This window comes from Streptomyces sp. NBC_01012 (assembly GCF_045162755.1).
GTDB lineage: Bacteria > Actinomycetota > Actinomycetes > Streptomycetales > Streptomycetaceae > Streptomyces.
This window is the reverse complement of record NZ_CP108688.1, coordinates 2,170,220-2,195,225: the sequence shown is the minus strand read 5'-3', so window position 1 is coordinate 2,195,225 and position 25,006 is coordinate 2,170,220. Positions and strand designations below refer to the sequence as shown.

Annotated in this window: 23 protein-coding genes and 1 riboswitch; of the genes, 18 read left to right on the top strand and 5 right to left on the bottom strand. The window is 69.9% G+C overall.

Features of this window, described 5'->3' with window-relative positions; translation table 11 throughout:
- Positions 1 to 80 precede the first annotated feature (80 nt).
- Complete coding sequence (locus OG623_RS09520) at positions 81 to 902, bottom strand: thioesterase II family protein (protein WP_406145815.1); 822 nt, start codon at positions 900 to 902, stop codon at positions 81 to 83.
- 609 nt (positions 903 to 1,511) lie between these two features.
- On the opposite strand from OG623_RS09520, the gene OG623_RS09515 reads away from it, so the two are divergent.
- From OG623_RS09515 to OG623_RS09475, 9 genes are all read left to right on the top strand, one after another.
- A complete protein-coding gene (locus tag OG623_RS09515) occupies positions 1,512 to 2,351 on the top strand; it encodes a helix-turn-helix domain-containing protein (protein WP_406145814.1) in 840 nt (279 codons plus the stop codon).
- Positions 2,352 to 2,444: 93 nt separating this feature from the next.
- Positions 2,445 to 3,320 (top strand): MBL fold metallo-hydrolase, encoded by an 876-nt coding sequence (locus tag OG623_RS09510; RefSeq protein ID WP_406145813.1) that lies wholly within the window; start codon positions 2,445 to 2,447, stop codon positions 3,318 to 3,320.
- Between the two features lie 257 nt (positions 3,321 to 3,577).
- On the top strand, positions 3,578 to 5,029 hold the full coding sequence (locus OG623_RS09505; protein ID WP_406145812.1) for an MFS transporter: 1,452 nt from the start codon (positions 3,578 to 3,580) through the stop codon (positions 5,027 to 5,029).
- Positions 5,030 to 5,187: 158 nt separating this feature from the next.
- Complete coding sequence (locus OG623_RS09500; RefSeq protein ID WP_406145811.1) at positions 5,188 to 6,222, top strand: AvrD family protein; 1,035 nt, start codon at positions 5,188 to 5,190, stop codon at positions 6,220 to 6,222.
- 67 nt (positions 6,223 to 6,289) lie between these two features.
- Positions 6,290 to 6,985, top strand: a complete 696-nt coding sequence (locus tag OG623_RS09495) for an AAA family ATPase (RefSeq protein WP_406145810.1) — start codon at positions 6,290 to 6,292, stop codon at positions 6,983 to 6,985.
- Between the two features lie 108 nt (positions 6,986 to 7,093).
- Positions 7,094 to 8,101: a beta-ketoacyl-ACP synthase III gene (locus tag OG623_RS09490; protein WP_406145809.1), complete on the top strand. Its 1,008-nt coding sequence runs from the start codon at positions 7,094 to 7,096 to the stop codon at positions 8,099 to 8,101.
- 300 nt (positions 8,102 to 8,401) lie between these two features.
- Positions 8,402 to 8,668, top strand: a complete 267-nt coding sequence (locus OG623_RS09485) for an acyl carrier protein (protein ID WP_406145808.1) — start codon at positions 8,402 to 8,404, stop codon at positions 8,666 to 8,668.
- A gap of 90 nt (positions 8,669 to 8,758) precedes the next feature.
- Positions 8,759 to 9,508 (top strand): HAD family hydrolase, encoded by a 750-nt coding sequence (locus OG623_RS09480; RefSeq protein ID WP_406145807.1) that lies wholly within the window; start codon positions 8,759 to 8,761, stop codon positions 9,506 to 9,508.
- Positions 9,505 to 10,104: an AAA family ATPase gene (locus tag OG623_RS09475; RefSeq protein WP_406145806.1), complete on the top strand. Its 600-nt coding sequence runs from the start codon at positions 9,505 to 9,507 to the stop codon at positions 10,102 to 10,104. Before OG623_RS09480 ends, OG623_RS09475 begins: the two co-directional genes overlap by 4 nt.
- An 83-nt stretch (positions 10,105 to 10,187) precedes the next feature.
- Here the strand turns inward: OG623_RS09475 and OG623_RS09470 are convergent, their stop codons facing one another.
- From OG623_RS09470 to gcvT, 4 genes are all read right to left on the bottom strand, one after another.
- The gene (locus OG623_RS09470; RefSeq protein ID WP_406145805.1) at positions 10,188 to 11,573 is read right to left on the bottom strand and encodes an L-serine ammonia-lyase; all 1,386 of its coding nucleotides are present in this window, start codon (positions 11,571 to 11,573) and stop codon (positions 10,188 to 10,190) included.
- 158 nt (positions 11,574 to 11,731) lie between these two features.
- Positions 11,732 to 12,991 (bottom strand): serine hydroxymethyltransferase, encoded by a 1,260-nt coding sequence (gene glyA, locus OG623_RS09465; protein ID WP_406145804.1) that lies wholly within the window; start codon positions 12,989 to 12,991, stop codon positions 11,732 to 11,734.
- Between the two features lie 19 nt (positions 12,992 to 13,010).
- Complete coding sequence (gene gcvH, locus OG623_RS09460; RefSeq protein ID WP_406145803.1) at positions 13,011 to 13,388, bottom strand: glycine cleavage system protein GcvH; 378 nt, start codon at positions 13,386 to 13,388, stop codon at positions 13,011 to 13,013.
- A 92-nt stretch (positions 13,389 to 13,480) separates the two neighbouring features.
- Positions 13,481 to 14,656, bottom strand: a complete 1,176-nt coding sequence (gene gcvT, locus OG623_RS09455) for a glycine cleavage system aminomethyltransferase GcvT (RefSeq protein ID WP_406145802.1) — start codon at positions 14,654 to 14,656, stop codon at positions 13,481 to 13,483.
- A gap of 142 nt (positions 14,657 to 14,798) precedes the next feature.
- Positions 14,799 to 14,896, bottom strand: a riboswitch (glycine riboswitch).
- Between the two features lie 108 nt (positions 14,897 to 15,004).
- Between gcvT and OG623_RS09450 the strand changes: the two genes are divergently transcribed.
- The 9 genes from OG623_RS09450 (at position 15,005) to OG623_RS09410 (ending at position 24,975) form a co-directional block, all read left to right on the top strand.
- Entirely contained in the window at positions 15,005 to 15,691 is a 687-nt protein-coding gene (locus OG623_RS09450; protein ID WP_406145801.1) for an AAA family ATPase, read from the top strand.
- 241 nt (positions 15,692 to 15,932) lie between these two features.
- On the top strand, positions 15,933 to 16,712 hold the full coding sequence (locus tag OG623_RS09445) for an enhanced serine sensitivity protein SseB (RefSeq protein WP_406145800.1): 780 nt from the start codon (positions 15,933 to 15,935) through the stop codon (positions 16,710 to 16,712).
- A gap of 112 nt (positions 16,713 to 16,824) precedes the next feature.
- Complete coding sequence (locus OG623_RS09440) at positions 16,825 to 17,619, top strand: enhanced serine sensitivity protein SseB C-terminal domain-containing protein (RefSeq protein ID WP_406145799.1); 795 nt, start codon at positions 16,825 to 16,827, stop codon at positions 17,617 to 17,619.
- A 352-nt stretch (positions 17,620 to 17,971) separates the two neighbouring features.
- The gene (locus OG623_RS09435) at positions 17,972 to 18,964 is read left to right on the top strand and encodes an ABC transporter permease (RefSeq protein WP_406145798.1); all 993 of its coding nucleotides are present in this window, start codon (positions 17,972 to 17,974) and stop codon (positions 18,962 to 18,964) included.
- A gap of 44 nt (positions 18,965 to 19,008) precedes the next feature.
- Complete coding sequence (locus tag OG623_RS09430) at positions 19,009 to 20,769, top strand: ABC transporter substrate-binding protein (protein WP_406145797.1); 1,761 nt, start codon at positions 19,009 to 19,011, stop codon at positions 20,767 to 20,769.
- A gap of 89 nt (positions 20,770 to 20,858) precedes the next feature.
- A complete protein-coding gene (locus tag OG623_RS09425; RefSeq protein WP_406145796.1) occupies positions 20,859 to 21,848 on the top strand; it encodes an ABC transporter permease in 990 nt (329 codons plus the stop codon).
- Complete coding sequence (locus OG623_RS09420) at positions 21,845 to 22,963, top strand: ABC transporter ATP-binding protein (RefSeq protein ID WP_406145795.1); 1,119 nt, start codon at positions 21,845 to 21,847, stop codon at positions 22,961 to 22,963. The genes OG623_RS09425 and OG623_RS09420 overlap by 4 nt, the downstream gene beginning before the upstream one ends.
- A gap of 11 nt (positions 22,964 to 22,974) precedes the next feature.
- Positions 22,975 to 24,285: an ABC transporter ATP-binding protein gene (locus tag OG623_RS09415; protein WP_406145794.1), complete on the top strand. Its 1,311-nt coding sequence runs from the start codon at positions 22,975 to 22,977 to the stop codon at positions 24,283 to 24,285.
- Between the two features lie 18 nt (positions 24,286 to 24,303).
- Positions 24,304 to 24,975 (top strand): trimeric intracellular cation channel family protein, encoded by a 672-nt coding sequence (locus OG623_RS09410; protein WP_406145793.1) that lies wholly within the window; start codon positions 24,304 to 24,306, stop codon positions 24,973 to 24,975.
- Positions 24,976 to 25,006: the final 31 nt, after the last annotated feature.

The window sequence follows — 25,006 nt, the reverse complement described above, 5'->3', positions numbered from 1 at the left end:
CACAGCGTGCGAAATGGGTATGTCCTGACCGTATTTCTTGACCAGTTCTTGGTATCTGACAGGTGGACGAAGCACTGCATTTACACGTCCGAGATCCAGGACCGCTCGGCGGCCCCGGAGCGCCCCGCGGCGGCGACCTGGAGCAGCCGCGAGATCACCCGCAATGTGGCCTCCGGGAACTCCCGGTGGAAGAAGTGGCCGCCCGGCACGGTGTGCACCTCGAAGCCGCCCGTGGTGTGCCGTGCCCACTCCCGGGCCTGCGCGGGCAGGAGGAGGGGATCGTGTTCAGCCGCCAGCACCCGTATCGGTACGGGCAGCGGAACGACGGGACGACGCGGATGGCTGTGCGCCAGGCCCAGGTCGTCCCGCAGCCGGTCGACGCACCGGAGGAACCACTGCGGGTGCCCCGAGGCATGTGTGGGGGCCCCTCCCAGTTCTTCCATCCACGCGCCGAGTTCGGAGTCGGAGGCGGTCCGCGGGGCCACGGCGGTGCGCGGCAGGTGCGGCGGTGCGCAGGCGCCCACCATCAGAACTTCCGGTGGGCGCCGGCCCGTCGTCACCCGTCGTCGGGTCAGCTCGTGCGCGATCAGGCCGCCCAGACTGTGCCCGTACACCGCGTGGTGCTGGTCCAGCAGGGGGTCGAGCTGCTCGTCGAGCTCGTCCAGCAGGCGGCCGAAGTCCCGGAACCGAGGCTCACGCACCCGGCGTTCCCGCCCGGGCAGCTGTACGGGTATCACGGTGACGTCCGGTCCGAGCCCGGCCTGCCAGGGGGCGAAGGAGGAGGCGGCGCCGCCCGCGTGATGGAAGCACAGCAGTCGGATCGAGGTGCTGTCGGGCAGCGGTTGGTTCGGCAGCAGGCAGGACGGGACGGTTCCGGAGGCGGGGCCATGGACGGTGGTCATGAGTTCAGCCCTCCCAGGCTCTGTGGCCGCCGGGCGGATTCAGCGGGCCCGACGCACTCGACGACTTCCGGCGAACCGGAGAACGGAGAGGGGGAGCGGGGGGCGAGGAGGTGACGCCGAACCGCCGCGCTGCCCGGCGTCGCGTCGCCGGTCGCGTCATCGTCGAGGGGCTGTCTAAAGGCGTTCTAACGGCGGCGCGCTCCGGGGCGCTTCGGCGGTGGGACGTCACGCGGAACTCACACGCGACCCGCCGCGTGGTACTCGCCCCCGCCGCCGCCCGGCCCGGTCCGAAACGCAGGATCCGCATGATGCGGACGAGAAGCCCTAAGCCGCACTTTAGCCCGCAGCGAGAGACTGGCTGCGGGCTTGCGAGTCATCGGCACCATGATGGCCACCCGCGAGCCGGAGCTCGGCCCGGACCTGTGACGACGGCACGGTGCGCTCTGCCGCCGCGCGAGGGCGGAGCGCCTCAAGTCCCTATCTGACAAACGGAGTCGGGGCCCGCACGAGGGCGTGTAACTCCTGTCACGTACCACGCGTGGCCGGGATCCAGGTGCGTAAGGTGGCATATATCTCAGCGTCTATGGGTGGACAAGGGGGCGGAGGGCCATGCCGACTGGCCGTCAGTTAAAGGAAATCGGACAGTTCTTGAAAGCTCGTCGAGCGGAGGTGAACCCCACCGAGGTGGGTCTGCCGCGAGCGGGTGTGCGCAGGACGCCGGGCCTGCGCCGTGAGGAAGTGGCGCTCCTGGCGGGCGTGGGAGTGTCCTGGTACACCTGGATCGAGCAGGGCAGGGCCGAGAACGTGTCCGCCGAGGTGCTCGGCGCCATCTCCCGGGTTCTCAGCCTCGACGACACCCAGCGGCAGTACGTATGGAGGCTCGCCGGCCTGGGCTCGTCCCACTTCGCACTCTCGTCCCAGCCGGACGGGGAGGCCTTCGCGCCCTTCGTCGACAACTGGCTGCCCAACCCGGCCTACATCGCCGACCGGATGTGGAACGTGGTGGTGGCGAACACCGCCGCCTGCGAACTGCTGGCTCTGGGATCCGGTTGCGGCAACCTGATGGAGGACTTCTTCCTCAACCCGCAGACGCGCACCCGGTACGCGGAGTGGGAGCAGGACGCCGCGACGATGGTGGCGCGGTTCCGCGCGCACACCGCGAACCACTCCGGCGACCGGCTGCTGGAGGCGATGGTGGACCGGCTGCTCGCGCGCAGCGACCAGTTCGCGAAGCTGTGGAGTGCGCAGGAGGTCCGCGAGGACTCCTGCGGCATCGACCTCCTCCAGCATCCGCACGCCGGTGAGCTGTCACTGCGGCGGACGACGCTGGACTTCACCCCGAGGCTGGGCCTGCGGCTCACCGTGTTCATGGCCGTCCCCGGCACCCGGGCGGAGCGCGCCCTGCCGCTGCTCACCCTGTCGCGGGACGTGACAAGCACAGCGGCCTGAGTGCAGGGTCGCCCCGCCGGTCCGGCGGGGCGACCCTGCACCCGCCTTCTCGACTTCCTCCTTGCCCTTCTCTCTGCCGAAAGTGCCTCAGCCATGTCTGCTGTACTGCCGCTGGAGCGGCTGACCCGTCCCTCGCCGCTGCGTTCGCTCACCTTCGGAGACTGGCGGTTGACCCATGTTCCGGACGGACTGGTCCAGTTGAGGCCCGAGGGCTGGTTCACCGGCCTGGGCCCGGACGACCTCGCCGGGCTGGCCCCCTACCGGGGCCCGGACGGTTCGCTGGTCGCCTCGGTGGGGGGCCTGCTGGTCGAGCACCAGGGCCGCTCCCTGCTGATCGACGCTGGATTCGGCCCGCGACGTCTGGCGGCGGCGCAGACGCATCCCGCGCTCGGCACGCTGGCGGGTGGTGACCTGATCGACCAGCTGCGTACTGCCGGGGTTCCCGCGGAAGCCGTGGACACGGTCGCCTTCACGCACCTGCACGACGATCACGTCGGCTGGGTGCAGGCGGCCGACGGAGCCCACTTCGCGGGTGCCACCTCCCTCGTGATGTCCACCGCCGAGTGGCGGGACCGGGGCAGCCTGCTGCCGGCGGGGCTCGCCGACCGGGTACGGACGCCCGCCGATGGCGGCGAGGTGTTTCCCGGCGTCACGCTGCGGGAGTGGCCAGGGCACACCAGCGGTCACGCGGGGTACGTGGTGGAGGTGGCCGACGAGGGGACCGGGGACGACGGCGTCCGCCGGTTCCTGGTGCTCGGGGACGTGCTGCACTCTCCCGCGCAGACGGCACACCCCGAGTGGCAGGTCTTCTTCGACGGCGAGGGCGAGGAGGCGGTCCGCACGCGCCGGGCCGTGCTGGAGGAGGCCGCCCGGCCCGGCACCGTCTGCTACGCCGGGCACTTCGCCGACGTGGTCTTCGGCCGGGTGGAGGCCACGGGCGACGGGTACGTCTGGCAGTCAGTGGAGTGAGCCCGGGGCCGTCCCGCAGGTCGTCGCGCACCCGCCGGGGGGCGCGGCGCGGGACGGCCCACACGTGCGGGGAAGAGCCGATCGAGCGGCCGGCGGGCCGGGGCACCACATGTCCCGGCCCGTCGTGCGTGCCGGGACATGTGGCGCCCCGGGCCGAGCCTGTTGGGGGGACCAATATGTTGAGCGCGCACTGTTTGGTGAGGAGGATCGCCGTGAGGCTTCTGCCCATGCCGAAGACACACTCCACAGAACTGTCCATGACAGGGAAGCAGAAGACGATCCTCGTCGTCCTGCTGGGCGCGCAGTTCATGTTCGCCGTCGACTTCTCCATCCTCACGGTGGCGCTGCCGGAGATCGGGTCGGACCTCGGGTTCGGGCTCGACAGCCTCCAGTGGATCTCCACCGCCTTCGCCCTGACCGCCGCGGGCTTCATGCTTCTCTTCGGACGCATCGGCGACCTGATCGGCCGGAAGAAGCTCTTCCTCGTCGGCATGGCTCTGCTGACGGTCTCCTCGCTGCTCGGCGGCCTGGCCACCAGTCCCGAACTGTTGATCGTGGCCCGGGTGTTGCAGGGTCTCGCCACTGCCATCGTCACGCCTTCGGGCATGGCGCTGATCACCACCAGCTTCCCGGAAGGCCCGCTGCGAACCAAGGCGCTCGGGCTGAACGGGGCGCTGCTCTCCCTCGGGTTCGCCGGCGGCGCGATCCTCGGCGGTGTGCTCACCGACCTGCTCTCCTGGCGCTGGGACTTCTTCATCAACGTCCCGGTCGGCGTCGCCCTGTTCATCGGCGGCGTGCTGGTGATCAGCAACTCCGTTGCCGAGGACCGTCCCAAGCTGGACATCCCCGGTTCGATCACCGTCACCGCGGGCCTGCTCGCCTTCGTGTACGGCATCACCAGCGCCGAGCGCGAGGGCTGGGACTCCGCGCAGACCTGGGCCATGCTGCTGGTCGCCGCCGTGCTCCTGGCCTCCTTCTACATGATCGAGCTGAAGGCCGCCGCGCCGCTCGCCCCGGTGCGCGTCCTGAAGGCCAACTCCGTCAAGTGGGGCAACCTTGGCGGGCTGATCACCTTCTCCATGGAGTCCGCGCTGTCCTTCCTGCTCACCCTCTACCTGCAGCAGGTGCTGAACCTCACCCCGTTCCAGACCGGTCTGATGTTCGGCTTCCTGGGACTCGGCGCGTTCATCGGTGGCACCTTCGCATCGAAGATCATCGCCCGTACCGGCGCCAAGGGCGGTCTTGTCCTCGGTCTGGCCGTGCAGGGTGTCATGACCGGTGTGCTGTTCTGGCTGAGTGAGGACAAGTCCGCGGGCATCGCCGCCGTCCTGTTCACCACGTTCGTCGGCGGATTCGGCCACGTCCTGGCGATCGTCTCCTACACCGTCGTCTCCACCTCCGGCATCGAGGACCGCGAGCAGGGCCTGGCCACCGGTCTGGCCGCGATGACCCAGCAGATCGGTTTCACGCTCGGCATCCCGGTGATGTCGGCGGTGGCCGCCTCGCAGTACGGGGATCTGGACGACGGCGTCGCCTCCGTCGCCGGGGTCCTGGACGGCACCACCTTCGGCATCCTCGTCGACGGCCTGGTGGTCCTCGCCGGAGCCCTCGTCATCAGCCTCCTGCTCCGCAGGGCGAAGCCCGCCGCGTCCGCAGGGGTGACCACGACCGACGACTCGGCGGAGCCCAGCCTCACGGCAGCTCCGTAACCGGTGCCGCGCCCGGCCGGTCCACCCGGGCGCGGGGCCCACGCCCCGTACCCGTCCGGCCCGGCGCCCGTACCGAGCGCAGGAACCGAGCACACCGCCCGACGTCACGTCCCGAGCACGAGAGCCGAGCACACGACCCGAGCACAGGAAGGAACCCGATGCCTGCTCAGTCCGCCTCGTCCGTTCTGCCCGTCGCCTCCCCCTACCTTCCGGACATCTCCGACTACCTGGGCGCGCCCGAACGCCGCTTCTTCGGCGAGGGGTACAAACGCTCCCGGCATCGCCTCACCGATTTCCACGTACCGGAGCCGGACGGTGCGGTCGCAGAGGTTCCCCGGCTGGCAGCCACCGCGCAGGTCGAGTATCCGAGCGACTGGTCCCGCAAGGGCGACACCGACCAGCGGCCGCATCTCTCCACCGTCGACGTCCTGCTGCTCGGGGCCCAGCTCACCGAGGCCCTGCTCACGAGCCACCTGGGGCTGACCGAGTGGGAGCTCGCCACCGTCTGGCTCGCCCGGGTCCGCATCAAGGCCGGGAACCGGCCGGTGGAGGACGACCTGGCCGGCTTCCCGGTCTCCGCGCAGACAGCCGGCCGGCTGTCCTCCCCCCGGCCCGGCCGCGCGCGGACCGCCGTCGAGGCCACCGTGGGCACCCTGCGCGTCCGACTGGAGGCCGACCACCCGGATGTCCCTCCGGGCGTACGAGCCCGCACCGCGCCCGTCGTCCGTGACGGCGGTTACGGCGACACCCGCCGACTCGGTGTCCAGCGCGTCGAGAGCGTGCAGGTCCGGCCCGGCAGCAGCGTCGCCACCGCGGACATCCGGCTCACCGGCGGGCCGGAAGGCACGCTCGGCGGCATGGAGGGCGAGCAGCAGCCGTCCGTGCACCTGGTGGACGCGTTCGTGACGGCCCTCCAGATCGGGCAGGTACTGCTCTACGAGCTGGACCAGGTCCCCCGCGCGGACTCCGACACCCTGTGGATGCGCAGCACTCTGCTGGAGGCGATCACGCCGCACCGGCCGCGCGCAGCCGCCGACGGCGGACCGCTGCCCATGCGGGCGGAGCTGCGGGATTCCGTCCTGCTCAACAACCGCCTCGGCGAGACCTGGCGCCGGGCGGACATCGCCGCGCAGCTCGCCGACATCTCCGTGGTCTGCTCGGTGGTCCACCGGCTTCCGCGGTCCTCGTCCTGAACCTCCTCACGACTTACGGCGTTCGCGCACCGGAGCCGAGCGCCTCGATCATCACGGGAGACATCACATGAAGCTCGCCATCGCAGGTACCTACTCCGTCGGCAAGACCCTGACCACGATGGCCGTCTCGCATCTGGTCGGCCTGCCGCGTTCGTCGGCCAAGACCATGCGGGAGCTGCTGCCCATCTCCATCCCCGGCAAGACGCTGGAGGAGTGCACCCCGCCGGAGCTGATCATGCTGATCATGCGGCGCAACCAGGAGCGCGCGGTCAACGAGTCCCAGCTGCCCGACGGTTTCGTCTCCGACGGATCGTCCCTGCACGAGTGGGCGTACGGCACCGTCCGTGTGCTGGTCGGCATCAACCCCAACGAGTCGGTGAACCTGGACAGCATCGAGGTCACCGAGGAGATCGGCTTCTACGGCAAGGTCCTGGAGCAGATGGCGGTGCCCGCCAAGCAGCACGCCCGTGCCACCTACGACTCCTTCGTCCACCTGCCCATCGAGTTCCCGCTGGTCCCGGACGGCCACCGCCCGGTCAACGAGCGCTTCCGGTCACTCGCGGACGAGCTGATGCTCAGGACCCTGGACGAGCTGAACATCCCGTACCACACGGTGGGCGGCTCCATACCCGAGCGCCTCCAGATGATCATCGACATCTACGGCTTCAAGCCCGTGGTGAGCATCGACGAGGCGATCGAGCTGGCCCAGGCGGAGTACGCGCTCATCGACACGAGTTCGGAGCTCGTCCGCGCCGCCGGCTGAACCCCGGCGGCCCGCCACGGCCCGCGTCCCCGAGTACCCGTACCGGAGACCAGAACCACCACAGCGAGGACACACACAGAACCATCCAGAAGAAATCGGGGGAGATCCATGCCGCACGCAGTCCTGCGCGGTCTCGGCACACATCTGCCGTCCGGACGAGTCACCAACGCCGAACTCGCCAACCGTTTCGACACCTCCGACGAGTGGATCACCACCCGTACCGGAATCCGGGAACGGTACTGGGCTCCGCCCGGCCAGTCGACCGGTGACCTGGCCACCGAGGCGGGCCGCGCGGCCCTGAAGTCCGCCGGACTCGGCGAAGGAGCCGAGGTCGGTCTTCTCGTCGTCGCCACCACCACACCCGACCATCCCTGCCCCGCCACCGCGCCCGACGTCGCCGCGCGGCTGGGGCTCGGGCACACCGCGGCCTACGACATCGCCGCCGTGTGCTCCGGATTCGTCTACGCCCTCGAAGCCGCCGCCAACGCCATCGTGGCGGGCCGGGTCGAGCGGGCGCTCGTCATCGGTGCCGAGACCTACTCGACCATCCTCAGCCCGAACGACCGCACCACATCGGTGATCTTCGGTGACGGAGCCGGCGCCGTCGTGCTGAGCCGGGGCACCGAAGAGGAGCGGGGCCGGCTGCTCGGCTTCGACCTGGGCAGCGACGGCACCGGCAAGGACCTCATCAGGATCCCTGCGGGCGGCTCCCGACAGCGCTCCAGCGACGTGCCCGTGGCCGCCGACGACCACTACTTCTCCATGCAGGGCAAGAAGGTGTTCGCCCATGCGGTCCGCCGCATGGCGGAGTCCTCGCTCGCCCTGCTGGGGAACGTCGGCTGGAGCACGGACGAGGTGGAGTACCTGGTCGGCCACCAGGCCAATCTCCGGATCCTCCGGTCCGTGGCGAAGCAGATCGGCCTCGAAGCCGAGCGGGCCGTCACCAACATCGACAAGGTCGGAAATACCTCTGCCGCATCCATTCCCCTGGCTCTCGCCGACGCGGTGGCGGAGGGGAAGTTCAAGACCGGTGACCGCCTGTTGCTCACCGCCTTCGGCGGCGGCCTGACCTGGGGTTCCGCCGCCCTGACCTGGCCGGACATCGTCCCGGTCTGATTCCGGCGTCCCAGGTACGGCGCGAGTGCCCACCACACGCCCGCGCACCGCTTTCCCACACGCACCGGTGTCGTTGCGCGTCCCGCGTGGCCCTTCGCGCACCGATTCCGCTGCGCGCCCTTCGTGGCCCCTCGCGCGCACCACTGCCGCTGCGCGCGCGTACCGCGTGCGTTCCCCGGGCCGTCCCACAGCTCACGCGCCGCACCCCACAAACGGCCGAACTCCGTGGAAACCCCGCGCACTCGGCACGGGAACCGTGCACCACACCGCCCCGAACCTCCGGAGAGGAAACACAGTTCCATGAGCAACTCCGTCACTTCTGCCTCCGCCGCCTCCTTCGCCGACGTGGTCCTGGCCCTCCTCGTCGACAAGTACGAGGCGCCGGCCGAAACCACCACCGTCGACACGGATTTCGAAAGCATCGGCTTCGATTCGCTCATCCTCGTCGAGGTCGCCGTGGACCTCAGCCGCCAGTACGGCGTGGAGGTCGCCGACGACGAGCTCCATGAGGCCGGTACCGCTCTCGGGGTCGCCGAGCTGCTGGTGGTGAAGGGCGCCGCCGCCTGACCTCGGGGTCCTCTCGTCCGCCCCCTACGCCCGCAGCGCGGCCGGCCCCGGCCAGGGCCGGCCGCGCACCTCCTCCGGGATGGCTCCGACATGACCTCTGCCGATCACCGATCCGCCGCGTTCTTCGACGTCGACGACACTCTGACCCGCGGCACCGCGATCTTCCGCTTTCTCGTCTACTGGTACGCGGCCCGTGGCCGGCCCCCGCACGAGGCCGTGCACGCCCGCCAGCGCCTGAAGGCCATGACGATGGCCGGGGTCAGCCGTGAGGAGACGAACCGGGCCTACTTCCGGCTGCTGACAGGAGCGCCCGCCGTCGAGATCACGAGACTCGCCGAGGCGTGGTTCCTCGCCGAGGTGGCCGGGGGCGGCTTCTTCCACGAACCCGTCCTGGAAGCGTTGCGGGCCCACCGCAGGGACGGTCACCGAGTCGTACTGGTCTCCGGTTCGTTCCCCGCCGTGCTGCTGCCCCTCGCGGAGCACATCGGTGCACATCACCTGCTGTGCACCGAGCCCGAGATCGATCCGGTCTCGCGCCTGTACACCGGCAGGCTGCCCGATCGCCCGCACCAGCCGATGATCGGCGATGCCAAGTCGGCGGCCGTACGGGAACTGGCCGCCGTCCACCGCATCGACCTGGCCTCCTCCATCGCCTACGGGGACCACGTCTCCGACGCGCCCATGCTCGCCCTGACCGACCGCGCCGTGATCGTCGGTGACGACCCGCACCTGCGCCGCCTCGCGGCCCACCACGGGTGGCACCGGCTACCGAAGGCGCCTTCGTCCCTCGCCGTACCCCTGCCCGAACCGAATCCCACCCCACCAGGAGCACTGTTGTGAGGATCGCCCTCGTCGGCGCCTACGGAGCCGGCAAGACCACCCTGATCAGCGCCGCCACGGCGCGCGTCGGGCTGCCCGCCGCACACGGCACTCCCATGCGGGACCCGGTGGGCAGCCGCCGGCCCACCTCGTTGGAGGAGGCCACCGAGCCCGAGCTGGTCCAACTCGTCGTACGCCGTCACGCCGAGCGGCTCCTGGCCGAGGCCGCGTACCCGAAAGGGTTTCTCTCGGACGGCTCGCTCCTGCACGAGTGGATCTACGCGACGGTCCGGCTCGCGGTCGGTCTCCACCCCGGCGCCGGCCAGGACGTGCGGGACGTGGTGGCCGGCGTGGGCGACGGCGACCCCTACCGCACCGTGCTCGACCATCTGGGCCGCGAGTTCCTGCACCGCGCGCTCACCTCGTACGACGTCTTCGTCCACCTCCCCGTCGAGTTCCCCCTGCACGACGGCACACCGCCCGTCGCCGAGCACTTCCGCGCCCTCTCGGACCGCCTTCTCCTGGACACCCTCCACGCGGCGGGCGCCCCCGTCCGTACGGTCTCCGGTCCCCTCGACGACCGTCTGGCCGCCCTGGTGGCCCTCACCGGTGCGTGAAGGGGACACCACAGGGGCCTACGGAGCCGAGGGAGGGACCACAGCACGGAAAGGTGAAGAAGTGCTGTTCAGGGCCCGCTTCCCTAGCACTCGATGATGTTCACCGCGAGCCCGCCGCGCGCCGTCTCCTTGTACTTGACGCTCATGTCCGCGCCCGTCTCCTTCATGGTCTTGATGACCTTGTCCAGGGAGACCTTGTGGCTGCCGTCGCCGCGCAGTGCCATCCTCGCCGCAGTGACCGCCTTGACCGCCGCCATGCCGTTGCGTTCGATGCACGGGATCTGGACGAGGCCGCCGACCGGGTCGCAGGTCAGGCCCAGGTTGTGCTCCATGCCGATCTCGGCGGCGTTCTCGACCTGCTCGGGGGAGCCGCCCAGGACCTCCGCGAGGGCGCCCGCCGCCATGGAGCAGGCGGAGCCGACCTCGCCCTGGCAGCCGACCTCGGCGCCCGAGATGGAAGCGTTCTCCTTGAAGAGCATGCCGATGGCGCCGGCGGCCAGCAGGAAGCGGACGACGCTGTCCTCCTTCTCGGCCTCGGTGCAGCCGCCCGCGGCGAAGGTCGTCCAGTAGTGCAGGACGGCCGGGATGATGCCGGCGGCGCCGTTGGTGGGGGCGGTGACGACGCGGCCGCCGGCGGCGTTCTCCTCGTTGACGGCCATCGCGTAGAGGGTGATCCACTCCATCGCGTGCGTCTGGGGGTCGCCCTCGGCGCGCAGCTGCCTGGCCGAGTTCGCGGCGCGGCGGCGGACCTTCAGGCCGCCGGGCAGGATGCCCTCGCGGGACATGCCGCGCGCGATGCAGGCCTCCATGACGCGCCAGATCTCCAGCAGCCCGGCCCGGATCTCGCCCTCGGTGCGCCAGGCCCGCTCGTTCTCCAGCATCAGGGACGAGATGGACAGGCCGGTCTCCTGGGCGAGCCGCAGCAGCTCGTCGCCGGTGCGGAAGGGGTGCTTCAGGGCGGTGTCGTCCGGGACGATCGGGTCCTCGCCGGCCACGGCGTCCTCGTCGACGACGAAGCCGCCGCCCACCGAGTAGTACGTCTTCTCCAGGAGCGGGGCGCCGTCGCGGTCGTACGCGATGACCGTCATCCCGTTGGCGTGGTAGGGCAGGGCCTTGCGCCGGTGCAGCACCAGCTGCTCGTCGGCGTCGAAGGGGATCTCGTGCATGCCCAGCAGATTGATGCGCCCCGAGTCCCGGATCTCCTGGACGCGCGCGTCGGCGCCCTCGACGTCGACCGTGCGGGGCGACTCGCCCTCCAGGCCGAGCAGGACTGCCTTCGGGGTGCCGTGGCCGTGACCGGTCGCGCCGAGCGAGCCGTACAGCTCGGCGTGTATCGAGGCGGTGTGGGCCAGCAGGCCCTCGTTCTTGAGGCGGCGGGCGAACATACGGGCCGCGCGCATCGGGCCGACCGTGTGGGAGCTGGACGGGCCGATACCGACCGAGAAGAGGTCGAAGACCGAGAGGGCCACGGGAGTACTCCTAAGGCGTTGGTGGACGTCGTTGTCCGCCGGGTGGTGCGGGGGACGGGCCTGATGGGCCCGTGAGCGCGGGGCAAAGGGGTGGGGGCACCGGGCTCACTGTGTTCAGTGTGCGCGGTGCCCCCACCCTGTGTGCAAATTGCGGGTGACTACTTGATGCCGGGGTAGAGCGGGAACTTCTCGGCCAGCGCGATCACGCGGGCCTTGAGGTCGTCCGCGTCGTACGCGGGCTTCAGCGCGGACGCGATGATCTCGGCGACCTCGGTGAAGTCCTCGGCCTGGAAGCCACGGGTGGCCAGCGCCGGCGTACCGATCCGCAGACCCGAGGTGACCATCGGGGGGCGCGGGTCGTTCGGGATGGCGTTCCGGTTGACCGTGATGCCCAGCTCGTGGAGCCGGTCCTCGGCCTGCCGGCCGTCCAGCTCGGAGTTACGCAGGTCGACCAGGACCAGGTGGACGTCCGTGCCGCCGGAGAGGACGGACACGCCCACCTCGGTGACGTCCGGCTGCACCAGGCGCTCGGCGAGGATGCGGGCGCCGTCCAGGGTGCGCTGCTGGCGCTCCTTGAACTCCTCGGTCGCCGCGACCTTGAAGGAGACGGCCTTGGCCGCGATCACGTGCTCCAGCGGGCCACCCTGCTGACCGGGGAAGACCGCCGAGTTGATCTTCTTGGCGAGCTCCTGGGTGGAGAGGATCACACCGCCGCGCGGACCGCCGAGGGTCTTGTGCGTGGTGGTCGTGACGACGTGGGCGTGCGGCACCGGGTTGGGGTGCAGGCCCGCGGCGACCAGGCCCGCGAAGTGCGCCATGTCGACCATCAGGTACGCGCCGACCTCGTCCGCGATGCGGCGGAACGCGGCGAAGTCCAGCTGACGCGGGTAGGCGGACCAGCCGGCCACGATGAGCTTCGGCTTCGACTCCTTGGCGAGGCGCTCGACCTCGGCCATGTCCACGACGCCGGTGTCGTCGACGTGGTACGGGACCACGTTGTAGAGCTTGCCGGAGAAGTTGATCTTCATGCCGTGGGTCAGGTGACCGCCGTGGGCCAGATTGAGGCCCATGATCGTGTCGCCAGGCTTCAGCAGCGCGAACATCGCGGCGGCGTTGGCCTGCGCACCCGAGTGCGGCTGGACGTTCGCGGCCTCGGCGCCGAAGAGCGCCTTGATGCGGTCGATCGCGATCTGCTCGACCACGTCGACGTGCTCGCAGCCGCCGTAGTAGCGGCGGCCGGGGTAGCCCTCGGCGTACTTGTTGGTGAGGACGGAGCCCTGCGCCTCCATGACCGCGACCGGAGCGAAGTTCTCCGAGGCGATCATCTCGAGGGTGGACTGCTGACGGTGGAGCTCGGCGTCGACGGCGGCGGCGACGTCCGGGTCCAGCTCGTGGAGGGAGGAGTTGAGAAGCGACATCAGTTAAGTCCCTAAGGTCTCAGTTGCCGGAGAACGCGGTGTACTCGTCGGCGGAGAGAAGGTCGTTCGGCTCCTCCGCGACGCGCACCTTGAACAGCCAGCCGCCCTCGAAGGGAGCGGAGTTCACCAGCGACGGGTCGTCCACGACGTCCTGGTTCGCCGCGGTCACCTCGCCGGTCACCGGCGAGTACAGGTCGCTGACCGACTTGGTCGACTCCAGCTCTCCGCAGGTCTCGCCCGCGGTCACCGTGTCACCGACCTCGGGGAGCTGGGCGAAGACGACGTCACCGAGCGCGTTGGCCGCGAACTCGGTGATGCCGACCGTGGCCACGCCGTCCTCGAGGGCCGACAGCCACTCGTGCTCCTTGCTGAACCGCAGCTGCTGGGGGTTGCTCATGACCTGAATTCTCCTGTACGCGGGGGAGTGCTGATGAACGATGGTCTTACGGTGTGAGACAGGACTGCGTCACGTGCGCTGCGCGCGCCGCGTCACTTACGGCGCTTGTAGAAGGGCAGCGCCACGACCTCGTACGGCTCGTGCGTGCCCCGGATGTCGACCGCGACACCCTCGGTGCCGGGTGCGGCGTGCGCCGCGTCCACGTACGCCATGGCGATCGGCTTGCCCAGGGTGGGCGACGGCGCGCCGGAGGTCACCTCGCCGATGACCTCGCCGCCCGCGACGACCGGGTAGCCGGCGCGCGGCACCCGGCGGCCGTCGGCGATCAGGCCGACGAGCTTGCGGGGCGGGGCGGCCTCGGCCCGCTCGGCGGCGGCGGACAGTGCGTCGCGGCCGACGAAGTCACCCTCCTTCTCGAACTTCACGACCCTGCCGAGGCCCGCGTCGAAGGGGGTCAGCGCGGTGGTCAGCTCGTGCCCGTACAGCGGCATGCCGGCCTCCAGGCGGAGCGTGTCGCGGCAGGAGAGCCCACAGGGGATCAGCCCGTACGGTGCGCCGGCCTCCGTCAGGGCCTTCCACAGCTGCTCGGCGTGGGCCGGGTCCACGAAGAGCTCGAAGCCGTCCTCACCGGTGTAGCCCGTACGGGCGATGAGGGCGGGGACACCGGCGACCGTTCCGGGGAGTCCGGCGTAGTACTTCAGTCCGTCCAGGTCGGCGTCGGTGACCGACTTCAGTACGGCGGGGGAGTCGGGTCCCTGGACGGCGAGCAGCGCGTACGCCTCACGGTCGTCGCGCACCTCGGCGTCGAAGCCCCCGGCGCGTTCGGTGAGGGTGTCCAGGACGAGCTGGGCGTTGCCCGCGTTGGCGACGACCATGTATTCGGCGTCCGCCAGGCGGTAGACGATCAGGTCGTCCAGGATCCCGCCGTCCGCCGCGACGATCATCGTGTAGCGGGCCCGGCCGACGCCGACGGTGGCGATGTTGCCGACCAGCGCGTAGCTCAGGAAGGCCGCCGCCTGCGGACCCGTGACCGTGATCTCACCCATGTGCGAGAGGTCGAACAGGCCGGCCCCGCCGCGTACGGCGTTGTGCTCGTCGCGCTCACTGGCGTACCGCAGCGGCATGTCCCAGCCGGCGAAATCGGTCATGGTCGCGCCCAGGGAACGGTGCAGGGCCTGAATAGGGCTTTGGCGCGCAGCGCCTTCAGGCAGGGTGGTGGCGGGCGACGGGAGGGCGGTGCGGCGGGGGGCGCTCGGGGCAGTGCTCATGGGCATGACTCCAGGGCATGACGACAGGGGATGGTTCCCTCCCCATCTGTCATCGGAACCTGAGAGGTTCGCCGAGAGCCCCTGGAAGGGTCCGGCTTGCACCTTGGGTGGAGCCGCGGAGCGGCCCGCTTTTCAGATCTGCCTCATCCACGCGGTACGGGGCCTGAGAGATTCAAGGGAGGAACTTGCTCCTTCGGCGCCCGGCGCACACGGTGTCCGGGACTCTCCCGCGCGGATTCAAACGGCCGGTATGCAGTTGGCGGGGTCATCATCGCACGCGTTGGGCAAGATTGCCTTTTCTTTACACTTCACGGGTAGCGCGGTGGGCGACTCGGCAGGGGGACGGCGATGACGTTGCGGGGCCATGCGGCGACCGAGGGGGCGTTACCCGGTGCGCCGCCCGGTGCGCTGCCCCACCCACGGCCCGGCGCGGCCCCGCCGGCGCCCGCGGTGCGTGATCTGCGGGGCGGGGGCCGCGGCGGGCCGGGCGCCCTCGACTTCGCCGCGGGTGACGTGGTGGTGGTCTCGGGGCTGCCCGGCAGCGGGAAGTCGACACTCATCCGCCGGGCGGTCAGGGGGCACGCGGTCGACTCGCAGGACGCCAGGGACCGCTGGGCGGCCGTCCTGCCCTGGTTCGTCCCGTACGCCCTCTACCGCCCCCTGGTGCGCGCCGCGCACTTCGCCGGACTGCGGCGGCGCCTGCGCTCGGGTGCGTCCGTCGTCGTGCACGACTGCGGCACGCAGCCCTGGGTGCGGCGCTGGCTGGTGCGTGAGGCCCGGCGCCGGGGTGGCGAGCTGCATCTCGTCCTGCTCGACGTCGCCCCGGGGGTGGCCAGGCAGGGGCAGCGGGAGCGGGGGCGGCGGGTGTCCGGATACGCCTTCGCCCGCCACCGGCGGGCGTTCGCCCGGCTGTTGCGCGACACGGAGACCGGACTGCTCCCGCCGGGGTGCGCCTCGGCGGTGCTGCTCGACCGGGAGGCGGCCTCGGGGATCGGCCGGATCTCGTTCCCCCGGGCGCGGCTCCCACAGGGGTAGGTCCCGTGAAGCCGGCGCCGGCGGGGAGCGCTTCCCGGTGGCTCCCGGGGGATCACCGCGGGCGTCACTGTTCGCATACGCACTGTTCGCATACGCACAGTTCGCATGCGTCCGGCGGGCCGTCCGGTATCTGGACGGTGCGGTGGACCGGAGCGTCGCGCCCGCCGGCGACGCCCCCCACGCGCGGCGGACCGTCTAAGGTTTCAGCCGCACCACAAGGCGAGAAAGGGACACAGACACCGTGGACATTCCGGCTCAGGCCCAGGCCCCGTCGCATCCGTCGCAGGGGTGGCCGGCCAACGAGCTCGAAGAAGTGCTCAGCGCCTCCATCGGCGTGCCGGGGGCGGGCGGCAGGCTCGTCGAGGTGCTCGGCCGCAGCCAGGTCTGGGTGCCCCTGCCGAACGGCGGAGGGCCGGACAGCATCGGTCTCGACCTGCCCACGGTCGACATCGACGGCGGAGCGTACGTCCCCGTGTTCAGCTCCGAGGCACAGTTCCTCCAGTGCGTCGGCTCCCATCTCTCCTTCACCGTCGCGCCCGCGCGTGAGTTCGCGCGTGGGCTGCCCCCGCAGCTCGGTGTCGCGGTCAACCCCGGTGGTGCCGTCGGGGTCCCCCTGCCGCCGGCCGCCGTCGCGGAGCTCTGCCGGGCCGGACGCACCCCGCTCGACGGCCCCGCGAGCGGCGGCCGGGTGCGGATGTACGAGCCGGACTGGAAGGAGGACCCCGTGGACTTCCTCTCCGCGGTGTCCGCCGAATTCCAGGCGACCGGCGTGGTGAACACCGCGCGCCGGGCGCTGGCCAGCATCGAGGGTGAGAGCCCCGTGCTGTTCGTCGGCGTCGAGTCGCCCACCGTGTGGGAATCCGCGGCGCAGAGCGCCCCGCTGGACGCCCTGGGCCGTGCGCTGGGCCGGGTCCAGGTGCCCTGGCCCGTCAATCTGGTCCTGCTCGACGCCGCGCAGGACCCGGTCGGCGACTGGATGCTGGAGAAGGTGCGCCCGTTCTACCGGCGCGACGCGTACTGAGACGCGTACTGAGCGGAAGTCCACGGCGGCTGATGGCGTCAAGCCCGTGTCGGGGGTGACGCCTAAGCTGTTGGACGACGACGAGGCGGAACGAAGAGGGGCGGGACCCAGGGTGAGTGCGTCAGGCACCGCGGCGGCCGGGCAGCTGGAGCACATGCTTCGACAGGTGACCCCGGGGCGCCTCGACGCGTACGAGGCGCTGCTGCGGTCCCTGGCGGACGGCCAGGTCTGGATGCTGCTCTGGCACGGCACCGCCGGTTCCCCCGACGCCCAGTACGGCAACATGGAGGTCCAGGGGCTGGGTTACGCCCCCTGCGTGACCTCCGCCCAGGAGCTCTCGGCCAGCGGCTGGAACAGGGCCCACGAGGTGACCACGGGCCGCGACATCGCCCGCTCCCTCTTTCCCGACCGCTGGGGCATCTGGCTCAACCCGCACGCCCCGGGCGGTGGCGTCGGCATCCCCTGGCTCGACCTGCGCCGCATCGCGACCGGCCTCGACCGGATGCCCGCCGGGCCGCTGCGGCTCTCCGAACCCGCCATCGAACTCCCGCAGTTCTACGCCCTGCTGACGCAGAACGCCCACCGCACCTCCGCGGTCCGCGCGCTGCGCCGGGCCTGGGTGCAGCCGGCGCTCGGTGCCCCGTACCTCGCGATCGGGCTCGACCTCTACGACACCGGCAGGCCCTCGGTCGACGCGGTCCGCGTGATGATGCAGCAGTCGATCGGCGTGGTCCCCGACGGGCTGCCCGTCTCGACGGTCTCGCTGTCCGACGAGTACGACCCGGTCGCGATGTGGCTCAACGCGAACTCCCGGCCGTTCTACGACCGCGAGGCACACGCCCCCGCACCGGCCGCCCCCGGTTACGGCTATCCGCCCGCCGCGGGCCCCGCTCCCCACGCATACTGAGAAGGCGTCAGCGGGCGCGGGGGCGTGCGGGTCATTGGTGCCTGTTCAACGCTGTTGCGCCGCATGTCCGTTATCGCGGATTAGTGACCGAGAGATCCGCTGAACAAGCATGACTGTCCGGATAACGGAAGCCCTCTGGCAGCATCACGTTTGAGCAAACATTCCCCGTCAGGTCTGGCGGGTGATCGCAAAGTGGCTGAAGACTCCACACAGCAGGTGGTCCATGCCCTTCGCACCCCTTTTCCAAACTGGGTTCGTTCGGCCGCAGCGCCACCACACGCACATGTCATACGAGCCGCTACAGCGGCGGTCACAGGCCGGCCACCGCCGGCCGAGAGGGGTCTCCAGCGCAATGACGGCACCGATCGAGACCACCGGGGCGGACGCGCTGCCCGAAACGGTGCTGGAAGGCGCCGGGCGCAAGGAGATCGAGGGACGTTCGCTCGGCCGCATCGCCTGGACGCGCTTCAAGCGGGACAAGGGCGCGATGGCCGGTGGCATCGTTGTCGTGCTGCTGATCCTCGTCGCGGTGCTGTCCAAGCCGCTCCAGTCGCTCCTCGGGCTCGACCCCAACGGCTTCAACCAGAGCCTGGTCGACCCCGTCATGCTCGCGCCCAAGGGTTCCCTCGGCGGGATGAGCTGGGACCACCCCCTCGGCGTCGAACCGCAGACCGGGCGCGACATCCTGGCGCGCATCCTCGAAGGCTCCTGGGTCTCCCTCGTCGTCGCCGTCGGCTCCACGCTGCTCTCCGTCGTCATCGGCGTCGTCATGGGCGTCGTGGCCGGCTTCTACGGCGGCTGGGTGGACAGCTTCATCAGCCGGCTGATGGACACCTTCCTCGCCTTCCCTCTGCTGCTCTTCGCGATCTCCATATCCGCCTCCCTGCAGGGCAACGCCTTCGGGATGGAAGGACTCACGCTGCGGATCGCGGTCCTGATCTTCGTGATCGGCTTCTTCAGCTGGCCCTACATCGGGCGCATCGTCCGTGCGCAGACCCTCTCGCTGCGCGAGCGGGAGTTCGTCGAGGCCGCCCGGTCGCTGGGCGCCCGCGGCCCGTTCATCCTCTTCCGGGAACTGCTGCCGAACCTGATCGCGCCGATCCTCGTCTACGCGACGCTGCTGATCCCCACGAACATCCTCTTCGAGGCCTCCCTGTCCTTCCTCGGCGTGGGTATCGCGCCGCCGCAGGCGTCCTGGGGCGGCATGCTCACGCAGGCGGTCGACCTCTACGAGGTGGACCCGATGTTCATGGTCATCCCCGGCATGGCGATCTTCATCACCGTGCTGGCCTTCAATCTGCTGGGGGACGGGCTGCGTGACGCACTCGACCCTCGTGGCAAGTAATCGCGGCAGTGCCGCACCGGACTAGCGAGGGGGCTTTCCTCAGCATGCAGACCAGAAAGACAGCATCGGCCATAGCCGTGGCCGTGGCGGTGTCGCTCGGCGCATCGGCGTGCAGCGGCAGCGACTCCGGCAGTGACGGCAGCGGCGGCGGGGGCAACGCCAAGGCCGACGCGGGTCTCACCAGCATCGTCAACGCGACCGACAAGAAGGGCGGGACGCTGACGCTGGAGCACTCCAGCGGCGCCGACTCCCTGGACCCGGGCAACACGTACTACGGCTGGGTGCAGAACTTCTCCCGCCTGTACGCCCGTTCCCTGGTGACCTTCAAGCCGGCCGCCGGCAAGGAAGGCCTGGAGGTCGTTCCCGACCTCGCCACCGACCTGGGCAAGGCCAGCGAGGACGCCAAGACCTGGACGTACACGCTCCGCAAGGGCATCAAGTTCGACGACGGCACCGAGATCACCTCGAAGGACGTCAAGTACGCCGTCGAGCGCTCCAACTTCGCGCCGGAGGCCCTGTCCAACGGCCCCACGTACTTCAAGGCCTACCTCGCGGACGCCGACAAGTACAAGGGTCCCTACAAGGACAAGTCCGAGGAGGGTCTCAAGTCCATCGAGACCCCGGACGACCAGACGATCGTCTTCCACCTGAAGAAGCCGTTCGCGGACATGGACTACCTCGCGGCGTTCTCGCAGACGGCCCCGATCCAGAAGAAGGCCGACACGGGCGCCAGCTACGTCCAGAAGATGGTCTCCTCGGGCCCGTACAAGGTCTCGTCGTACGACGAGAGCAAGGGCATCACGCTGGTCCGCAACCCCGAGTGGGACGCGAAGACCGACCCGATCCGTAAGGCGCTGTCCGACAAGGTCGAGCTCAAGTTCAACGTCAACGCCACCACGATCGACGACCACCTGCTGAACGACGCGATCACCGTGGGCGCCGAGGGCACGGGTCTGCAGTCCAAGACCCAGCCCAAGGTCCTGGCCAAGGCCGCCGAGAAGGCGAAGACGGACAACCCGTACGCCGGCGCCCTCCAGTACCTGGCGCTGAACGTCAACGTGAAGCCGTTCGACAACGCCGAGTGCCGCAAGGCCGTCCAGTACGCGGTCGACAAGCAGAGCATGATCGACTCGATCGGTGGCTCGGTCAAGGGTGACCCGGCGTCCACGGTCATCCCGCCGACCGTCGCCGGTTACAAGAAGTTCGACCTGTACCCGACCGAGGGCAGCAAGGGTGACGTCGCCAAGGCGAAGGAGCACCTGACCAAGTGCGGTAAGCCCAAGGGCTTCAAGACCACGCTGACCGCTCGCTCGGACCGTCCTGACGAGATCACCGCCGCCACGCAGCTCCAGGGCAGCCTGAAGGCGATCGGCATCACCGCCGACATCAAGCAGTTCCCGGCCGACAAGTACTTCACGGACTTCGCGGGTGTGCCCGAGTGGGTCCACAAGAACAACGCGGGCATGATGATGATGGCCTGGGGCGCCGACTGGCCGACCGGCTTCGGCTTCCTCGACCAGATCGTGAACGGATCGGCCATCAAGCCCTCCGGCGGCACGAACCTGATGGAGCTCGACGAGAAGCCCATCAACGACCTGCTCGTCAAGGGCATCGGCACCGTCGACACCACGGAGCGCAACGCCACGTGGGGCGAGGTCGACCAGAAGGTCATGGAGAACGCCTCGGTCGTTCCCCTCTTCTACCGCAAGAACCTGCTCTACCGCCCGGAGTCCGCACGGAACGTCACGGTCGCGAACTCCTACCTCGGCATGTACGACTACGTGCTGATGTCGTCCGCAAAGTAACACCTGTCAACGACAGCATCCCCTGAAAGGCAGGTGAAGGCGCCGGGCCGGCGGGCTTACCCCGTCCGCCCGCCCGGCGCCGCACGGCTGTGGCTGCGTACATCATCCGACGCGTATTCGCCGCGGTGTTGCTGCTGCTGGTGGTCAGCGCAGTCACGTTCGCGATCTTCTTCCTGGTGCCCCGCCTCGGCGGGCAGACCCTCGACTCCATGGCCGCCCAGTACGTCGGGAAGAGCCCCGACCCCGACGTCATCGCCGCGGTCAAGAAGAACCTGGGGCTCGACCAGCCCCTGTACATCCAGTACTGGGACTTCATCAAGGGCATCGTCGTCGGCGCCGACTACAAGTTCGGCCCCGACCCCGTCACCTGCAACGCCCCGTGCTTCGGCTACTCCTTCAAGACCCACACCGAGATCTGGCCCCAGCTCGTCGACCGTGTCCCGGTCACGCTGTCGCTGGCCGTCGGTGCGGCCGTCCTGTGGGTCGTCTCCGGTGTCGCGGTCGGTGTCCTCTCCGCGCTGAAGCGGGGCTCGATCTTCGACCGGCTCTCCATGGGCGTCGCCCTCGCCGGTGTCTCGCTGCCGATGTTCTTCACCGGTCTCGTCGTCCTGGCGCTGTTCGGCAACGGGGAGTACGTACCGTTCGCCGACAACCCCGTCCAGTGGGCGAGCAGTCTGGTGCTGCCCTGGTGCACGCTCGCCCTGCTGTACTCCGCGCTCTACGCCCGGCTCACCCGGGCCGGGATGCTGGAGACGATGGGCGAGGACTACATCAGAACCGCGCGGGCCAAGGGCCTGGCGGAACGCAAGGTGGTCGTCAAGCACGGCCTGCGCTCCGCCCTGACCCCGCTCGTGACCATCTTCGGCATGGACTTCGCGCTGCTGCTGGGCGGCGCGGTCATCACCGAACGGGTCTTCTCCTTCCAGGGGCTCGGTGCCTTCGCCATCCAGGGCGTGACCACCGCCGACCTGCCCAAGGTGATGGGCGTGACCCTGGTCGCGGCCTTCTTCATCGTCATCTGCAACCTGCTGGTGGACCTCGTGTACGCCGCGATCGACCCCCGGGTGAGGCTCTCATGAGCGACGCAATCAAGAAGGACTCCCCGGCGGCGGACGCCGTTCCGGCCCCGAGGTCCGGCGACGGCACCGACGGCGGTGGTGACGGCGGCGGCGACAAGGAATTCCTCTCCGTACGCAACCTCAGCGTCCACTTCGACACCGACGACGGCCTGGTCAAGTCCGTCGACGGCGTCAGCTTCGACCTGAAGGCCGGCCAGACCCTCGGTATCGTCGGCGAGTCCGGCTCAGGCAAGTCCGTGACCTCACTGGGGATCATGGGCCTGCACACCTCGGACCGCGCGCGGATCGGCGGTGAGATCTGGCTCGACGGCGAGGAGCTCATCGGCGCCGGGACCGAGCGGGTACGCAGGCTGCGCGGCCAGAAGATGGCCATGATCTTCCAGGACCCGCTGTCCGCCCTGCACCCGTACTACAGCATCGGCGCGCAGATCGTGGAGGCCCACCGGGTCCACAACAAGGTCGACAAGAAGACCGCGAAGAAGCGCGCGGTCGAGATGCTCGACCGCGTAGGCATCCCCGAGCCGCACCGCCGTTACGAGGACTACCCGCACCAGTTCTCCGGCGGTATGCGCCAGCGCGCGATGATCGCGATGGCCCTGGTCAACAACCCCCAGCTGCTGATCGCCGACGAGCCGACGACCGCACTCGACGTCACCGTCCAGGCGCAGATCCTCGACCTCATCCGCGATCTGCAGAAGGAGTTCGGCTCCGCGGTCGTCATGATCACCCACGACCTCGGTGTGGTTGCCGAGATCGCGGACAACCTGCTCGTGATGTACGCGGGACGCTGCATCGAGCGCGGCAGCGCCGAGAAGGTCTTCTACGAGCCCCAGCACCCCTACACCTGGGGCCTGCTCGGCTCGATGCCGCGCATCGACCGGGAGCAGACCGAGCGGCTCATCCCGGTCAAGGGCTCTCCGCCCAGCCTCATCAACGTCCCGTCGGGCTGTGCCTTCCACCCGCGCTGCCCGTACGCCGACGTCCCGCCGGACAACCTCACCCGCACCGAGCGCCCGGAGCTGCAACAGGTCAGCGACGGGCACTACTCCGCGTGCCACATGTCGCGTGAGCAGCGCGACCGGATCTGGACCGAAGAGATTGCGCCGAAGCTGTGACTGATCGAGCTGTGACTGATCGAGACAAGAAGACTCCCGCGTCTCCCGCGGCCGGGTCGGACGGGTCCGAGCCGCTCCTCAAGGTCGACGGCCTGGTCAAGCACTTCCCGATCACCAAGGGCGTGCTGAAGCGCAAGGTCGGTGCGGTCCAGGCCGTGGACGGGCTCACCTTCGACGTGCGCCCCGGGGAGACCCTGGGCGTCGTCGGCGAGTCGGGCTGCGGCAAGTCGACCATGGGCCGTCTGGTGACCCGGCTCCTGGAGCCGACCGGTGGCAAGGTCGAGTTCCAGGGCCGTGACATCACGCATATGTCCGCCGGACGGCTGCGGCCGATGCGCCGTGACATCCAGATGATCTTCCAGGACCCCTACGGCTCGCTGAACCCGCGCCACACCGTGGGCGGGATCGTCGGGACCCCCTTCAGGCTCCAGGGCGTCAAGCCCGAGGACGGCGTGAAGGCCGAGGTCCAGCGGCTGCTGGAACTGGTGGGGCTCAACCCCGAGCACTACAACCGCTATCCGCACGAGTTCTCCGGCGGCCAGCGTCAGCGCATCGGTATCGCGCGTGCGCTCGCACTGAAGCCGAAGCTGGTCGTCGCGGACGAGCCGGTCTCGGCGCTGGACGTGTCGATCCAGGCGCAGGTGGTGAACCTGCTGGACGACCTCCAGGACGAGCTCGGGCTCACCTACATGATCATCGCGCACGACCTGTCGGTCATCCGCCATGTGTCCGACCGTATCGCCGTGATGTACCTCGGCAAGATCGTCGAGCTCGCGGACCGTGCGTCGCTGTACGAGGCGCCCATGCACCCGTACACCAAGGCGCTGATGTCCGCGGTGCCCGTGCCCGACCCGCGCCGGCGCGGTGCGAAGAGCGACCGCATCCTGCTCAAGGGCGACGTGCCGTCGCCGATCGCGCCGCCGAGCGGCTGCCGGTTCCACACCCGGTGCTGGAAGGCGACGCAGATCTGCGGGACGACCGAGCCGCCGCTGCTCCAGCTGAAGTCCGGGCACCAGGTGGCGTGCCACCACCCGGAGAACGGCGAGGACCTGGCCCCGGGGGACGCGCCGCTCGTGGCGGACGTCATCACGGTGAAGCCGGCGGAGCCGGAGGCGGCCCCGGAGCCCGCGGCGACCGAGGAGCCTGCCGAGCCTGCCGCGACGGAGGAGCCCGCCGAGCCCGCCGCGACGGAGGAGCCCGCCGAGGCCGCCCCGGAGGAGCCCGCCGAGCCCGCTCAGGACAGTGCGTCCGACAGCGATGCCGGGGACACCGGGGACACCAAGGACGCGGCGGAGGACGCGGAGGACAAGCCGAAGACGTAGGACCGGCACAATTGACCGGTGCTCAACGAACTCTTCACCCCCTCCGTCCAGCATGCGCTCGACATCGTCGGAATCTTCGTCTTCGCGATCTCGGGCGCCCTGCTCGCCGTACGCAAGAACTTCGATGTCTTCGGCATCGCGGTACTCGCCGAGGTGACAGCGCTGGGCGGAGGGATCTTCCGTGATGTGATCATCGGCGCGATCCCGCCGGCCGCCTTCACGGATCTCGGCTACTTCGTGACCCCGCCGATCGCCGCGGGCCTGGTCTTCTTCCTGCACCCGCACGTGGAGCGGATCCAGGTCGGCGTCAATGTCTTCGACGCGGCGGGGCTCGGCCTCTTCTGCGTATCCGGCACGATCAAGGCGTACGAGTACGGCCTCGGCCTCACCTCGTCCGCCGCCCTGGGCCTGGCCACCGCGGTCGGCGGTGGTGTGCTGCGCGACGTGCTGGCCAACGAGGTGCCCTCGCTGCTGCGCTGGGACCGCGACCTGTACGCCGTACCCGCGATCGTCGGCGCCGTCATGGTGGCGCTCTGCATCCGCTTCGACGTGCTCGACGCCTACACCAGCGGCGCCGCCGCGCTCACCGCGTTCGTCCTGCGGCTGCTGGCCTTGCGCTTCCACTGGCGGGCCCCGCGTGCCTACAACAGGCGCTCGGCGAGGGCGGAGGAGAACCCGGCCGTCATCTGAAGGCAAAGGAAAAGCTACCGCTCAGTAATAC

What these genes read in the sequence shown, in the direction of transcription:
- OG623_RS09520 (WP_406145815.1), bottom strand. Translation starts at nt 902, where the DNA reads ATGACCACCGTCCATGGCCCCGCCTCCGGAACCGTCCCGTCCTGCCTG.
- OG623_RS09515 (WP_406145814.1), top strand. Translation starts at nt 1,512, where the DNA reads ATGCCGACTGGCCGTCAGTTAAAGGAAATCGGACAGTTCTTGAAAGCT.
- OG623_RS09510 (WP_406145813.1), top strand. Translation starts at nt 2,445, where the DNA reads ATGTCTGCTGTACTGCCGCTGGAGCGGCTGACCCGTCCCTCGCCGCTG.
- OG623_RS09505 (WP_406145812.1), top strand. Translation starts at nt 3,578, where the DNA reads ATGACAGGGAAGCAGAAGACGATCCTCGTCGTCCTGCTGGGCGCGCAG.
- OG623_RS09500 (WP_406145811.1), top strand. Translation starts at nt 5,188, where the DNA reads ATGCCTGCTCAGTCCGCCTCGTCCGTTCTGCCCGTCGCCTCCCCCTAC.
- OG623_RS09495 (WP_406145810.1), top strand. Translation starts at nt 6,290, where the DNA reads ATGAAGCTCGCCATCGCAGGTACCTACTCCGTCGGCAAGACCCTGACC.
- OG623_RS09490 (WP_406145809.1), top strand. Translation starts at nt 7,094, where the DNA reads ATGCCGCACGCAGTCCTGCGCGGTCTCGGCACACATCTGCCGTCCGGA.
- OG623_RS09485 (WP_406145808.1), top strand. Translation starts at nt 8,402, where the DNA reads ATGAGCAACTCCGTCACTTCTGCCTCCGCCGCCTCCTTCGCCGACGTG.
- OG623_RS09480 (WP_406145807.1), top strand. Translation starts at nt 8,759, where the DNA reads ATGACCTCTGCCGATCACCGATCCGCCGCGTTCTTCGACGTCGACGAC.
- glyA (WP_406145804.1), bottom strand. Translation starts at nt 12,991, where the DNA reads ATGTCGCTTCTCAACTCCTCCCTCCACGAGCTGGACCCGGACGTCGCC.
- gcvH (WP_406145803.1), bottom strand. Translation starts at nt 13,388, where the DNA reads ATGAGCAACCCCCAGCAGCTGCGGTTCAGCAAGGAGCACGAGTGGCTG.
- gcvT (WP_406145802.1), bottom strand. Translation starts at nt 14,656, where the DNA reads ATGAGCACTGCCCCGAGCGCCCCCCGCCGCACCGCCCTCCCGTCGCCC.
- OG623_RS09450 (WP_406145801.1), top strand. Translation starts at nt 15,005, where the DNA reads ATGACGTTGCGGGGCCATGCGGCGACCGAGGGGGCGTTACCCGGTGCG.
- OG623_RS09435 (WP_406145798.1), top strand. Translation starts at nt 17,972, where the DNA reads ATGACGGCACCGATCGAGACCACCGGGGCGGACGCGCTGCCCGAAACG.
- OG623_RS09430 (WP_406145797.1), top strand. Translation starts at nt 19,009, where the DNA reads ATGCAGACCAGAAAGACAGCATCGGCCATAGCCGTGGCCGTGGCGGTG.
- OG623_RS09420 (WP_406145795.1), top strand. Translation starts at nt 21,845, where the DNA reads ATGAGCGACGCAATCAAGAAGGACTCCCCGGCGGCGGACGCCGTTCCG.